This window comes from Rhizobium sp. A22-96 (genome assembly GCF_053521805.1).
Map to the genome: position 1 here is coordinate 170,741 of NZ_JBNWDQ010000007.1, position 14,395 is coordinate 185,135.

Consider the following 14,395-nt stretch of genomic DNA (forward strand, 5'->3'; position numbering starts at 1 on the left):
GGCTTAGAAGACCTTGCCTTCTTCCAGATGCGTCGTCGTGCCGTTGATGTAATAGTCGCCAACCACGCGTGCTTTGTGCAGCAGCGGATTATGGTTGAGCACGGTACGGATATTGCGCCAGTGCCGGTCGAGATTGAGATGACGAGACGTCGCCGAACCACCGCCCAGTTCGAACACGTTGGTCGCAGCCGCAAGCGCCAGCTGTGATGCGACGATCTGGGTGCGTGCCGTCGTCAGAGCGCTTTCAACCAGAGCCGCCTCCAGCCTTTGCAGGTCATCACTGGCGAAGGCTTCCGCTGTCCGATCGAGCGCACGGGCGCTTTCGCGGATCAGCGTATCAACGGCAAAGGAGCCGGCGGCGATCTCGCCCAGTATCTTTTGTACGAAGGGATCGGCATTGGCCGTTTCAGCGGGGCTATGGGCGGCCGAGCGCGCCTGTTTGCGCACATAGTCCGTGCCCTCCGCAAGCACGCCGCGAACCGCACCTGCCATCGAGGCTGCCAAGTGAAGCTGGCGTAGCGTCGATGTATGACGGCCAATCAGCGTGTTCAGGCCGCGCGTCGAGATTTCATGCGGCAGGACCTCCACGTCCTCCAGCAGGACGCCGCCGCTTGCCGTCAGGCGCTGCCCCATGCCGTCCCAATCGTCGAGGATGGTGATCCCCTTGCGATCGACGGGCAAAAGCACGCTCGCGAGCTGATCTTCATCATTCCTGGCGCTGAACGAGGCGAAATCGGCAAAGGCCGTGCCGGTCGCGTACCATTTGCGACCGTTGAGCCTGTAGCTTTCCCCTGATTTGGTCAGCCGCGCCGTCACATCACCCGGGCGCCTGGTTCCCTGCTCGGTATGGGCGCCACCAAAGAGCTTGCCTCCCAGGACACGGGAAAGCTGGGTGCGGTCGAGCGCACTGTTGGGATTGAGCAGCAAGGCCTCGGTAAAATTGAAGTGGCTTCTAAGCGCATGGGCAACGTTGGAATCGGCAGCCCCGATCGCCATGATCATGTCGATATAGTCGGCCACCGAGCCGCCTGGCCCGCCAAGTGCCACGGGAATGCGCAGCGCGCCGAGGCCGGCCTCCTTGAACAGCCGGAAAGCCTCGTGCGGCAGCTCCCGTTCAAGATCCCGGCGCCCGGCCTCCTTTGAAATCTCAGCGGCAAGATCGGGTATCTTCGCCAGAAGTGCTGCTCGATCATTCGCGGCGGGAGCGGTTGGAATGGCGGATGAGGCTGTGTTCGGCATAGGGGCTCTTTCGGCGCCAGGAGGAAACAGGCCCCACCGAGGTGGGGCCTGAGGCATAATCATTCAGGCAACGGCGCGCGCAAGCGGCACGACGTTTTCCGCGCCGGCCGCACCACTAAGGGGGACACGGCCTTCGACAGGATGGCTCGGATCGTTGAAGCCCGGCGTCGACGGATGACCGGTCGCAACCAGCCGGTCGACCAGTGCTTCATCCCTTGCGTCGAGCTTGACGTCGAGGGCGCGGATATAGCTATCCCAATGTTCCTCTGTGCGCGGGCCGGTAATGGCGGAGGTAATCAATTTGTTGTTGAGCACCCAGGCGATCGCAAACTCGGTCGGCGTAACGCCCTTGGCCTTGGCGTGATCGGCGATCTCCCTGGCGATCGCGATCGATTCCGGGCGCCATTCGGTTTCGAGAATGCGCTTGTCGCCACGGCCGGCGCGGGTATCGGCGGCCGGCGCCTGACCCGGCTCATACTTGCCTGTCAGCACGCCACGCGCCAGCGGCGAATAGGAGACGACGCCGAGGCCGTAGTGATGGGCTGCCGGCAGCTGTTCGGCCTCGGCCGTGCGGTTGACGATGTTGTAGAGCGGCTGGCTTGCAACCGGGCGATCGATGCCAAGCTGATCGGCCAGATGGGAGATTTCGGCGATACGCCAACCGCGGAAATTCGAAACGCCGAAATAACGCAGCTTGCCAGCGCGGATGAGATCGGCAATGGCGCGCACCGGCTCTTCCAGCGGTGCATCGAAGACGGCGCGGTGGAAATAGAGAATATCGATATAGTCGGTGTTGAGTCGGCGCAGCGAATTCTCGACAGTCTCGATCACCCACTTGCGTGAATGGCCGCCAAGGTTCGGGCCCTTCTTGTGCGAGTTGACGAATTTTGTCGCGAGAACCCAGTGATCCCGGTGCGCCTTGATGCCGCGACCGACCACTTCCTCCGACTTGCCGTCGTGATAGACATCGGCCGTGTCGATGAAATTGATCCCCTGCTCGCGGGCCTTGTCGATGATGCGGAAGGCAACATCATCCGGTGTCGGACCACCGAACATCATCGTTCCGAGATTGAGCGGCGACACCTTCAATGCGCTGCGTCCGAGATAGCGATAGTCGACCATGATTATTCTCCAGTTCTATTGGGCGTGATGGCAGGCGACTGAGTGACCGTCGCCGAATTGCGTGTAGGTGGGGTCATCACTCCGACAGATGTCGGTCGCGAGCGGACAACGGGTGTGGAAACGACAGCCGGTGGGCGGATTGTGAGGGCTCGGCAGATCGCCACTAATCGGTGCTGCCTGCTTGCGCCGTGACGGATCGGGTACGGCGGCGAGAAGCGCCCGCGTATAGGGATGCTTGGCCTCGTTCCAGAGCTTTGCCGTCGGAGCGCTCTCGACGATGCGCCCGAGATACATGACGAGGACACGATCGGCGAAATAACGCACAACCGAAAGATCGTGAGAGATGAACAGGTAGGAAAGCGATAGTTCGGACTTCATCTCGACCAAGAGATTGAGGATCTGTGCCTGAATGGAGAGATCGAGCGCCGAGACCGGCTCGTCGCATATCACCAGTTCCGGCTGCAGGATCAGCGCCCGGGCAATGCCGATGCGCTGGCGCTGGCCGCCGGAAAATTCATGCGGATAACGATCGAGAGAATCGGCCGGCAAGCCAACATGGACGACCATCGAGGCAGCAATGGCCTCTCGGCTTTTGCGATCGCCGATGCCATGAACGGCGAGCGGCGCCGTCAGGATGGTCCGGATCGTCTGGCGCGGATTGAGAGAGGCAAACGGATCCTGGAAGATCATCTGGATATGCCGGCGAACAGACCGCAATTCCTTGCCCGTCATCGCGGCAACGTCACGCCCCTTGAACGTCACCTGACCGGATGTTGGATTGACGAGACGCATCAGCGATTTGCCGAGCGTCGACTTGCCACAGCCGGATTCGCCGACAAGCGCGACCGTTTCGCCCTCGACGATCTCAAGCGAGACATCATCCACGGCACGCACGGTTCCATCCATCGCCGGATAATGCGTCGAGAGCCTATCGACGGACAGAAGCGGCATAGGATGCCTCCGCAATGGCTGGAACATAGGGACAGGCAACCTCGCGCTCGGCCGAAAGCTGTACCAAAGCCGGGACGGAGGAACCGCATGCGGATCGCGCGACCGGACAGCGCGGACGGAACGCACAGCCCTCTTCTGCTGCCGCCGATACGATCGAACCCGGAATTTCCGTCAGCGGCCCATCGCGGTAATGATAATCGGCCTTCAGCCGCGGCGACGCCGCCAGCAGGCCTTGCGTATAGGGGTGGTATGGCGTTTCGAAGAGCACGTCGGGCAGGCCCTGCTCGATCTTGCGGCCGGCATACATCACGACGACCCGATCGGCCCATTGCGCGACGATGCCGAGATCATGGGTGATCAAAATGACAGCCATGTTCAGTTGGCTGCGCAGGCGATCGAGAAGCTGTAGCACCTGGGCCTGGATCGTCACATCGAGCGCTGTCGTCGCCTCATCGGCAATCAGCAGCCTCGGGCTGCAAGCAACCGCGATCGCGATCATCACGCGCTGGCGCATGCCGCCGGAAAGCTGATGCGGATAGTCGTCCACCCGCTTTGCCGCATCGGGGATGCTGACGAGATCGAGCAATTCGATCGCGCGCAGGCGGGCCTGCTTACGGCTTAGCCGCTCGTGGATGCGCAGGACCTCAACGATCTGATCGCCAATCCTCATCACCGGATTGAGCGAGGTCATCGGCTCCTGAAAGATCATGGCGATGTCACGCCCGCGAATGCTGCGCAGCTCTTTCTCGGGCAATTTCAACAAATCGCGCCCATCGAAGAGGATTTCGCCGCCTGTCTTGGCATGCCGTAGCGGGGCGAAAAGCCCAGGCTGAAATGGGCGAGATTGTTGAGATAGTTTGCAAGCTGCACCAGGATTGGATTGTCGAGGCCGAAACGCTCCCTTAGCGCAGCCATGGTCTCCACAGTCGCCGACCCTGCCTCTGCCGCCATGACATCAGCCGCATCTCCCGGCGCCAGCTGCAGCAGGAAGAAATTCAGGATGACGATGCCAAGCACGGTCGGCACCGCCTGAATGGCCGTTCGCCGTATTGTTTGTCCTATCCGCTTGTAAGCTGACATCGCAACTTCCCGGGCAGCGCCATGAAATTTGTAGACGCTGCATCGCAATAGTAGTTGACTAAATCTGTAGCTTTTGTCAAATCAGTATTGGTAAATATTTCCAGAAACCATCATTTCCGCCGTATGTATTAGTAATTTTTACCGACAAATATCCCATATGCACGTCAACTTTCCAAGTTGCCGGTGAGACGAGATAAAAAACCCTAAAGGATCCGCTTCTTCGGGAACATAAAACCAGGGACCGCCGCACAAGCAAAAGACGGTTCCATTTTGCTAGGCCAGACCCAGATGAAAAAATTTCCGGCAATCACCCGCCGCAATCTTCTGCTTGCTTCCGCAGCCTTCGGCGCGACCATCGCAGCCGGTCTGCCGGCCCTTGCCGCCCCTGCCCGCGGTGGCACGGCTGTCTTCCTTCTCTCGGCAGAGCCACCGGTCCTGACGACGATCGCCCATACGGCATTCAACTCGGTCTATGTCTCGCCCAAGACGACCGAAGGACTGCTCACCTATGATTTCGATCTCAATCCGCAGCCATTGCTCGCCACGCAATGGAGCGTGAGCGCTGATGGGTTGCGCTATACGTTCAAGCTGCGCGAGGGCGTCAAATGGCATGACGGCAAGCCGTTCACCTCCGACGACGTCGCCTTCTCAATCAAGACCCTCAAGGATGTGCACCCACGCGGGCGCAACACCTTCCTCAATCTTGTCGAGATCGAGACGCCCGATCCGCTGACCGCGATCCTGGTTCTCTCCAAGCCCGCGCCTTATCTGATCACGGCCCTGGCCGCATCCGAATCCCCGATCGTGCCGCGCCATCTTTACGAAGGCACAAAGATTGCCGAAAATCCGGTCAATCTGGCGCCCGTCGGCACCGGTCCCTTCAAGTTCAAGGAATGGGTGCGCGGTAGCCATATCGTTTATGAGCGCAATCCCGACTACTGGGATCAGCCTCGGCCCTATCTCGACCAGCTGATCGTCCGCTTCATACCGGATGCGGCCGCGCGGTCCATCGCAATCGAGACGGGTGAAATCGATCTGGCGCCATCGACACCGGTTCCTCTCAGCGATCTTGAACGTTTCAAGGACCTGCCGAATCTGGCGTTTGAGAGCCGCGGCTACCAATATTCCAACGGCGTCAGCCGTATCGAATTCAACCTGGAGCGCCCGGTCTTCAAGGACATCCGTGTGCGGCAGGCCTTCGCACACGTTATCGACCGGAAGGTGATCCGAAACACCATCAACTATGGTTATGGCGAGCCGATCCCCGGGCCGATAAATCCCAATCTGACGAAGTGGTTTGTCGCCGATTTGAAGACCTATCCGATCGATCTTGCTGCCGCCGAGAAGCTGCTCGACGAAGCCGGCCATCCCCGCGGTTCGGATGGCGTGCGCCTGCGCGTCAGCCTCGATTACGTGCCGAGCGGCGAACCCTACAGCCGCGGCTCCGAATATATCCGCCAGGCCCTCGCGAAGGTCGGAATCGACGTTACCGTGCGCAGCCAGGATTTCGCCACCTACACCAAGCGCATCTACACCGACCGCGATTTTGATTTTGCCTATGAGGGCATGAGCAATCTCTTCGACCCGACGGTCGGCGTGCAGCGGCTTTACTGGAGCAAGAACTTCAAGCCCGGCGTGCCGTTCTCGAATGGGTCGGCCTACAGCAATCCGAAGGTCGACGCCCTGCTCGAAGCCGCCGCAATCGAAGTCGATCCAAAGAAGCGTGTCGAGCAATGGCGCGAGATCCAGCAGATCCTGGTCGAGGATCTCCCCGCGATCGACATCGTCAGCCAGCCGGAATTGACCATATACAACAAGCGCATAGCCGACCACACGCTGGGTGGCGAGGGCGTCGGTGGCAGCCTTGCCTACGCTTACATCGCCTCCGCCTGAGGGCAGCAGCCAAAGCTCGAACCATCGAAAGCAAGCGAACGCCATGTCCATCCAACACGCGCCCGGCTCCATCGTAGGGCTTCCGAAATTTCCCGCACCGACGGATTTTCCGGACAGTCCTTTGTCGCAGGCTCTGGCGACGCAACCGGTTCTGCTCGGCCTGTTTCTGCCGATCCAGGCCGGCGGCTGGACGCAATCGACGCTTGAACGCTCGACCGACTGGCGCTTCGATTACAACAAGGCGCTGACCTTGCGGGCGGAAGAGCTGGGTTTCGATCTGGTCTTCGCGCTGTCGCAATGGCTCCCGAAAGGCGGCTACGGTGGCGTGTTCGATGGACAGGCGCTCGACAGCTTCGTCTCGACGGCCGCCCTTGCGGGCCTCACGAAGAAGATCATGCTGATTTCGACCATGCATGTCCTTTACGGACCATGGCACCCGCTGCACCTTGCCAAGTTCGGCGCCACCCTCGATCACATCACCGGTGGCCGCTGGGGCATCAATGTCGTCACCGGGCACAGAGCCGTCGAACACGAAATGTTCGGATGGCCGCGCATCGAGCATGACAAGCGCTATGAGCTGGCGGCGGAATTCCTCGAAGTCGTGCAGCGCTTGTGGGGCGACAATGAAAATTACTCCTTCGAAGGTCAGAGCAGCTGGAAACTCGGCGGCGGCTTTGTCACACCGAAGCCGAATTTCGGCCGGCCGATCCTGGTGAACGCCACCGGCTCGGATGCCGGCATCGCCTTTGCCGCCCGCTATTCGGACATCGTCTTCATCACCAGCCCGACGGGCGCCGATATCGACAGCGCTTTAGCCTCCCTGCCCGCCCATACGAAGAGAGTGAAGGATGCAGCCACGGATATCGGCCGCACTGTGCGCACGCTCTTGAACCCGATGGTCATCTGTCGGCCAACCGAGAAGGAAGCCTGGGAGCTCGCCGACCGCATCGTTGCCCATGGTGACCAGCGCTCACCGCAGGGCTTCCAGTCATTAAGTTCCGACGCGCACGCCTGGAAGGGCCGCGACGCGCAAGACCCTTATCGCTTCATCGGCGGCAATATCCGCGTCATAGGCTCGCCGGAACAGGTGGTCGATCAATTCGTCAAATTGAAAGCCGCCGGCGTCGACGGCCTGCAGCTCAGCTTCTTCGATTTCCGCGACGATCTGGAATTCTTCGGCAGCGACGTGCTGCCGCTGATGAAACAGGCCGGCCTGCGCAACTGAAAGGGACGATCATGACCAGCAATGCCATTTCCGAAATCTGGTACACGCGTTGCCCCGTGCCGACGCCTGTCGGTCTTGCGGCTCAGCTCGGCTATCTCGAAGAGGGTTTCCGCGCCGAGGGCGTGACGCTGAAATCGATTATCGATTCACCTGACCGCAACATCCGCCAGAGCCACTTCAACCATACGCTCGACTGGTCCTTCCGCCATGGCGGCAACGTGCCACCCATTCGCGCCCGCTCGGAAGGCCGCCGCACGCGCCTTGTCGGCATCACCTGGACGGACGAGTTTCAGGCGATCATCACCCTGCCGGGAACCGGGATCAAGACGACGAAGGATCTGAAAGGCCGCCGCTTCGGCATCGCTCGCCGTCCGGAAGGGATCGTCGATTTCATGCGCGCAACCGCGCTGAAAGGCCTAATCTCGGCGCTATCGCTCGAAGGCCTGTCTCAGACGGACGTGGAAATTATCGAGATAGCGCTTGCCGATTCAGTGCTTGCGAGCCAGGAGGGGCCGTCGCTCTTCGGCCTGAAACGCCGGCAGGCCTACGGCGAGGAAATTGCTGCCCTGCTGCGCGGCGACGTCGATGCCATTTATGTCAAGGGAACCGCTGGCATCAATGTCGCCAATCTCATCGGCGCTGTTCAGGTTGCCGAGTTCGGCTTTCATCCCGATCCGAAGATCCGCATCAATTCCGGCTCGCCACGCGTGCTGACCGTGGATGAACTGCTTGCCGAGGAGCGTCCCGATCTCGTTCGCAAGCTCATCGAGGCGATCTTCAAGGCCAGCGCCTGGGCGCAGGCCCACCCCGAAGAAACGAGACGTTTCGTGGCACGCGAATCCGGCGCGACGGAAGAGCAGGTCCTGGCTGCCAATGGTGCGGAGGTTCACCGACATCTGGGCCTCGGACTGGAGCCGGAGCTTGTCGATGCCGTCGAGCACTACAAGAACTTCCTGCGCGACTTCGGTTTTCTGGCCGCGGATTTCGACATCGCGGATTGGGTGGACCGCCGGCATATCGATGGCTTTGCGGCTCGCGCAGTTGCCTGACGAAAGGCGACACGACCGATATGACTGAAGAGCTTCACCATGTGATCGGCAGGGCGAAGCGCCTTGCCGATGATTTTTCGGCGACAGCCGCCCATCATGATGCGACCGGTGCCTTTCCGTTTGAAAACTTCGACAGGCTTTTCGAGGCCAGTCTTCTGGGATTCGTGAGCGCGCGGGAATACGGCGGCCTTGGCGAGGGCCTGACCGCGGCCCAGGCCGTTATCAGCGAGATAGCCCGCGGCGAGCCCTCGACCGCCCTCGTGCTTGCCATGCATTACAACTCGCATTTTACCATCCGGCGCTTCGGCGAATGGCCGCCCCATCTTGCGCAAAGAGTGCTTTTAGCCAACCAACGCGGGGTCGCGCTGATCAACAACGCACAGGCAGAACCGCGTATCGGCTCTCCCGCCCATGGCGCCCTCCCCGAAACGATCGCCCGCCGCGATGGTAATCGCTGGCGCATCTCCGGTCATAAGAGCTACGTCACCGGCATCCCCGTCTTGAAGTGGGTCTCGCTGCTTGCCGTCACCGACGAAGAACAGCCGCGCCGCGCCTCGTTTCTGGTGCCAACGGACGCACCCGGCCTGCGTATTGAGAAGAGCTGGAATGCCGCCGGCATGCATGCAACAGCAAGCGATGATATCATTCTCGATGACGTGTCGATCCCGTTGGATGACCTCATCGAAGGCCAACCGGCCGCAGAGCCAATCCGGCGCGACGAGCACGCGGCCGCCTTCTTTTTCGGCCTGATCGGCGCCGTCTATCACGGTGTGGCAAGGTCGGCGCGCGACCGTCTGATCAGCTTCGTCAGCCAACACGCCCCGGCCAGCCTCGGCGCACCCATTGCCACGGTGCCACGCATCCAGGATGGACTTGGCGACATAGAGGTGCGGCTTGCCACCAATGCACGCTTGCTGCGATCGCTTGGAGAGGATGTCGATGCCGGCAGGCCTGTGGGGATGGACGGCATGAATGTTCGTCACGTCGTCATCGACAATGCCGTTGCCATCACCAGCCTGGCGCTCGACCTTGCCGGTAATCCAGGCCTCAATCGCGACTTCCAGCTTGAACGGCACCATCGCGATGCGATCACCGCCCGCTCCCACGCGCCGCAAAGTCACATGATCCGCACGATCGCGGCAAGGAATGCATTGAGCCGGCTGAATGTAGCCGGCTCCTAGTTCCACCGCTTAGGCGCTCGGGCTAAGCCAGATCTGGCCAAAACTGTTGTTGATCCCCTGCGCACCCGGCGCAAAATTCTTCACACGCTTGTTGGCGACGATCTGCGCGCCTGCCGCGACCAGATCAACCGACACCACGTCGTCATGAATGACGTGCTGGAATTTGTACCAGATCTGACGGCGCTTGGCTTCATCCGGCTCTGTCGCGGCTGCCTCCAGCAGCGCGTCGACCTCCGGGTTCGAGTAATGGCTGGCATTGGAGAACACCAGGCCGATCTTGAAGTTCTTCGACCAATAGGCTCGCTGCACCCCGAGCGTCGGGTCAAAGGTGTTGGACAGCGACTCGATGACCAGATCCCAGGCACGATCCGTGTAGACGGTCTTCAGGAAGGTCGCGAGATCGAGCTTGAGGATTTCGGCATCGATGCCGACAACGGCAAGCGACTGCTTGATGAAATCGGCATAGGAGGGCTGCAGGAAGGAATTATAGGCGAGCCGCAGCTTGAACCGCGTTCCGTTGGCACCGCGCGGATAGCCGGCATCGTCCAACAGCTTGTTGGCAAGCTTCGGATCGGGCTCGCGCGCCTTGATGCTCGGATCATACCATTTCGGCAGTGCGGTGCTGATCGGACTGGGCGAGACCTGGCCGTAGCCAAACAGGGCGATATCGACAAGCTTCTGCAAATCGATGGCATGCGCGATGGCGAGGCGCACGTCCTTCTTGGTCAGGATCTCGTTCTCGTAGTTGAAGAACAGCTGTTGCTGCGGCCCCGAATAGGCATAGGTCGTGGTATCGACCACAAGATTGGCATTGGCCTTCAATCGCTCGATGTCCGATAGAGGAACCGGGTTCGCCCCGATGTCGATCTCGCCGGTTTCCAGCGCTGCGGCTCTGGCCGCCGGATCAAGGATAACCCGCAGGACGATGCGGTCGAGATAGGGCTTCGGCGCATCCCAGTAATCCGGATTGCGATCGAAGATCAGATGGCTGCCGGGCACCCATTCCTTGAGAATGAATGGACCTGTGCCGATCGTCTGCGCGAGGGTCGGCTGCTCGGTCGGCTTGAAGGTCTCGTAGACATGTTTCGGCACGATCGGCGATTCCGAACTGCCGAGCGCCGAGATCAGATAGGGCGCCGGCTTGGAAAGCACGATGATGGCCGTTAGCGGATCGGGTGTCTCGACCGATGTGACGTTCTGATAGGTGATGCGCCCGCGCGGATGCGCTTCCTTCAGGCGAAAAATCGTGAACTTGACGTCCTCTGAGGTGAAATCCTTGCCATCATGCCACTTGACGCCTTTGCGGAGCGCGAAGGTATAGCGCAGTCCGTCGGCACTTGCAGACCACGACGTCGCCAGGAGCGGAGTGGGATTGAGATCATAGTCGAAATCGAGCAACCCCTCGTTCACCTTGGGCCCGATCGCCTGGCCTGTGCCTGAAGAGGTGTTGATGGCAATCAGCGCGGTGGGGTCGGGGTAATAGGCCCAGTTGAGGGTTCCGCCACTGACCGGTATGTCTGCGGCATCTGCGAGTTGCGGAATACCGAACGCCAGGCCGGCGCCCCCGAGCAGCAGCAATTGGTGAAATTGGCGGCGATTGATCGACATTGGCTTTGCTCCGATGGATTGGCATAGGCTTTGGGCTCAGCGTCCCATTCCCTGCAGGATTCTTGGGAAAGTCCGAAATCCAAAGGCAGTTTTTCTAGCGCACGACGAAAGCAATCCTTCGCGCGGCGCAAGATATTTGCCTGAAGGTCGGAACGGCTCCGCGCCATGCTCCCTCTCATCGAAAGGCTGGAAGTTAATTCCCTCTGCTCCAGTAATATTAGTCTACAAATTCTGTAGGGAATTGATGTTACGCACTAGCGTGCATGGCCTTCCAGAACGAAAGCCCAGCCGCATGACAATTTCGAAACGACAGCTCAATCTCAATGTCGGCATCAACACAACAGGCTATCTTGGCAATGCCTGGCGGTATCGCACCGGCAGCCGACATGACATCAACGATCCCGGCTATTATCGGCGGCTGACCGAGCTGGCGCATAAGGGGCTGTTCGACGCGGTGTTCTTCTCGGACCACCCCGCATTGATGACCGATCCGAACGGGCGCCCGTTCCATACCATCGATCCCCTGATCCTATGCACGGCCCTGGCCGCACAAGTGCCCGACATCGGCTTCGTCGCAACCATGTCATCAACCTATAATTCGCCCTATAATCTTGCCCGGCGCACCCAGTCGACGGACATCATTTCCGGCGGTCGTCTGATCATCAACATCGTCTCCTCCTTCAACCCGAATGTCGCCGCCAACTTCGGAGCAGAGCCATTGCCGCCGCGCAGCGAGCGCTATGCGAAAGCATCCGAATTCCTCGATGTCGCCAAACAGCTCTGGTCGAGCTGGGACCCGGCACGCGAGGGCGATATTCCCGAAAGCTGCTTCTGGGATGCGGCAAGCGCACAGGCAATCGACCATGCTGGAGATTATTTCACGGTGAAGGGACCACTCAATGTCCCGGTCGGCCCCCAGGGCCATCCCGTGATCGCGCAGGCCGGTGCTTCTGAAGGCGGCATCGAACTTGCCGCCCGGCATGGCGAGATCATCTATTGCAACATTCTCTCGCGCGCAGCAGGCCAGGCTTTCGGCAGGAAAGTCAGACATCGCGCCATCGAACTTGGACGAGATCCCGCCGGGATCCGTATCGTCCCGGGTCTTGTCGCTATCCTGGGGGAAACCCGGGCCGAGGCGCTGCGCAAGCACGAGCTTTTCAGCGGCACCGGCTCGGAAGACGGACTGCTCGCCCGCTTTGTCAAAGACAACGGCATCGATCCGCATGATTTCGATCCGGACGCCGTTCTGGAGGCCGAGCGTTTCATCCCCGATCCCAACCGTATCCAGGCTGTCGGAATGGGCCTTGGCCTGTCCGATCTACTCGCGCATGAAAAGCTGACGGCGCGCCAGGCCGTGCGTCGCTCCGAAGGCCATCACCGGCTGGTGCTCGGCACGCCGGAAGAGGTCGCCGACGCCATCATCGATCTATGGGCAGACGGGACAGTCGATGGCTACACTCTGCAGCCGCCGCGCGCACCCGATGATATCGAAGAGTTCGTCGACAAGGTCGTCCCGATCCTTCAGGAACGGGGTGTCTTTAGAACGTCCTATGAGGGCAGAACGATTCGAGACCGCTATGGTTTACCCCATCCTTTCAAAAGCAACAGCAACCGATCTGATCACGCATCTCGAGAAGAGTCCGCAATGGCCGCATATGCTCGTCGTCGTCAACTATGACGAGAATGGTGGCCTATGGGATCATGTCGCACCGCCCAAGGCTGACCGTTGGGGTCCCGGTTCCCGTATTCCAGCCATCATCGTCTCGCCCTATGCGCGGCATGGCTATGTCGATCATACGCCAATGGACACGACCTCGATCCTGCGTTTCATCACGCGCCGTTTCGAGCTGCCGACACTCCATGGCATCACCGTTCGCGACGCAGCCGTCGCCGCCCACAAGCAAAAGCCGCTCGGCGATCTGACCAGCGCACTCGCGCTCAAGGATAAGTGGGAACAGCGCTGATGTACGCAGAGGCGCTCTGTCCGGCAATACGAAGCCGTGCGACAAAAAAGCTGCGAGCAAGGGGTAGGACGCGATCAACAAAAGCGGAAGCTTCTTGGTGAGTGCCAGAAGAACTTTACGCGGCCTCTCGTTTCAGGCACACTGACCCTGTCACGCTTGGAATTTACTGATCCCATTTTTGTGAATTCACGCGGTTGAGCGTCGATGTGTGGCTCGGTCGCTATCACTCGCCCCGGAGGCTCCCCCTTGCGGGGCTTTTTCTTGAAGCGTGCTCTACGATTTCCACGCAATAAATTCTGGGAATCTGCCCGCAGACATACCAATGTTGAGAACGCTTGCGAAAATCTGAATCGTCAAGCAGCTCTTTCGCGGCTGCAACTGCGCATTGAGGCACAGGCCGTTCGCCAGAAGTCCAGCCGTTTCGATCGGCTCGGCGACTGGTGTCCGAAGGACCTCGGGAAGCGAAATTCGAAATCGCAGCGGAGTTCTACAATCGGGCCGGAGAACTGGGCAAAGCTTCGAGCGTGGACATCGCCGTGCATCCCAGTTCACACCACAATACGCTACTGTTCGACCGCGCCGACTATGATCGGATCTTTTCGCTCATCGACAGGAACCTCGTCGGCTGGGTGCCAGATTCCGGCCATATCTTGCGCGGCCATGAGGATATCCTCGATACGCTCCGCACCTACTGCGAGCGCATCCGCTATTTACACCTCAAGGACGTGGATGCAAACGGGAAATGGGCCATGCTTGGTAAGGGTATATGCGATACCGCCGCAGTGATCGACATCGTCCGAAGCGCACCGCATTTCAATGACTGGTTGGTCCTGGAAGAAGAATCAGACATGGCTGCGGCCGACCCCGCGATCGCAGTAAAGACAAATCGTGAAACAATGCGCCGATATGGTGTCTGAGGAAGGGTAAAGTCCGGGAGACAAGCGGGTGCGCAGGGCGGGTGGGGCAAGAGCGGCCAGCATTGTTTGCCGATCTTAAATGCTGCGTGAATACCGCCTACTTCCAGGGAATATGGTTGCCGGTGATTGTTGGAAGCGGCATGGCTTCCACCTTTGCGCCTGCCTT

The 14,395-nt window shown here is 60.0% G+C and carries 9 protein-coding genes and 4 pseudogenes; 7 read left to right on the forward strand and 6 right to left on the reverse strand.

All coding sequences use genetic code 11. The features are described 5' to 3' along the window. Positions 1–3: 3 nt before the first annotated feature. From ACQZ6F_RS27945 to ACQZ6F_RS27965, 5 genes and pseudogenes are all read right to left on the reverse strand, one after another. The gene (locus ACQZ6F_RS27945; RefSeq protein WP_449095148.1) at positions 4–1,239 is read right to left on the reverse strand and encodes an acyl-CoA dehydrogenase family protein; all 1,236 of its coding nucleotides are present in this window, start codon (positions 1,237–1,239) and stop codon (positions 4–6) included. A 63-nt stretch (positions 1,240–1,302) separates the two neighbouring features. Continuing rightward, positions 1,303–2,361, reverse strand: a complete 1,059-nt coding sequence (locus ACQZ6F_RS27950; RefSeq protein ID WP_449095147.1) for an aldo/keto reductase — start codon at positions 2,359–2,361, stop codon at positions 1,303–1,305. A gap of 15 nt (positions 2,362–2,376) precedes the next feature. Next, positions 2,377–3,312, reverse strand: a complete 936-nt coding sequence (locus ACQZ6F_RS27955; protein WP_449095146.1) for an ABC transporter ATP-binding protein — start codon at positions 3,310–3,312, stop codon at positions 2,377–2,379. Continuing rightward, positions 3,290–4,117, reverse strand: a pseudogene (locus ACQZ6F_RS27960) (ABC transporter ATP-binding protein); the annotation flags it as partial. The gene ACQZ6F_RS27955 and the pseudogene ACQZ6F_RS27960, both read right to left, overlap by 23 nt. Continuing rightward, a pseudogene (locus tag ACQZ6F_RS27965) lies at positions 4,111–4,392 on the reverse strand (ABC transporter permease); the annotation flags it as partial. The pseudogenes ACQZ6F_RS27965 and ACQZ6F_RS27960, both read right to left, overlap by 7 nt. A gap of 288 nt (positions 4,393–4,680) precedes the next feature. Between ACQZ6F_RS27965 and ACQZ6F_RS27970 the strand changes: the two are divergent. The 4 genes from ACQZ6F_RS27970 to ACQZ6F_RS27985 are packed head-to-tail and all read left to right on the forward strand — an operon-like array spanning position 4,681 to position 9,740. Beyond that, complete coding sequence (locus tag ACQZ6F_RS27970; protein ID WP_449095145.1) at positions 4,681–6,285, forward strand: ABC transporter substrate-binding protein; 1,605 nt, start codon at positions 4,681–4,683, stop codon at positions 6,283–6,285. Positions 6,286–6,328: 43 nt separating this feature from the next. Continuing rightward, positions 6,329–7,510: an LLM class flavin-dependent oxidoreductase gene (locus ACQZ6F_RS27975; protein ID WP_449095144.1), complete on the forward strand. Its 1,182-nt coding sequence runs from the start codon at positions 6,329–6,331 to the stop codon at positions 7,508–7,510. Positions 7,511–7,521: 11 nt separating this feature from the next. After that, on the forward strand, positions 7,522–8,559 hold the full coding sequence (locus ACQZ6F_RS27980; protein ID WP_449095143.1) for an ABC transporter substrate-binding protein: 1,038 nt from the start codon (positions 7,522–7,524) through the stop codon (positions 8,557–8,559). A gap of 20 nt (positions 8,560–8,579) precedes the next feature. Next, positions 8,580–9,740 carry an acyl-CoA dehydrogenase family protein gene (locus tag ACQZ6F_RS27985; RefSeq protein WP_449095142.1) on the forward strand — a complete coding sequence of 387 codons (1,161 nt, stop codon included), beginning with the start codon at positions 8,580–8,582 and terminating at the stop codon, positions 9,738–9,740. A gap of 9 nt (positions 9,741–9,749) precedes the next feature. Here the strand turns inward: ACQZ6F_RS27985 and ACQZ6F_RS27990 are convergent, their stop codons facing one another. After that, entirely contained in the window at positions 9,750–11,348 is a 1,599-nt protein-coding gene (locus tag ACQZ6F_RS27990; RefSeq protein ID WP_449095141.1) for an ABC transporter substrate-binding protein, read from the reverse strand. A gap of 292 nt (positions 11,349–11,640) precedes the next feature. On the opposite strand from ACQZ6F_RS27990, the gene ACQZ6F_RS27995 reads away from it, so the two are divergent. The 3 genes and pseudogenes from ACQZ6F_RS27995 to ACQZ6F_RS28005 form a co-directional block, all read left to right on the forward strand. Further along, positions 11,641–13,026: an NtaA/DmoA family FMN-dependent monooxygenase gene (locus ACQZ6F_RS27995; RefSeq protein ID WP_449095140.1), complete on the forward strand. Its 1,386-nt coding sequence runs from the start codon at positions 11,641–11,643 to the stop codon at positions 13,024–13,026. After that, positions 12,962–13,312, forward strand: a pseudogene (locus tag ACQZ6F_RS28000) (alkaline phosphatase family protein); the annotation flags it as partial. The gene ACQZ6F_RS27995 and the pseudogene ACQZ6F_RS28000, both read left to right, overlap by 65 nt. Positions 13,313–13,730: 418 nt before the next feature. Continuing rightward, positions 13,731–14,229 (forward strand): annotated as a pseudogene (locus tag ACQZ6F_RS28005) (sugar phosphate isomerase/epimerase family protein); the annotation flags it as partial. Between the last annotated feature and the right edge of the window lie 166 nt (positions 14,230–14,395).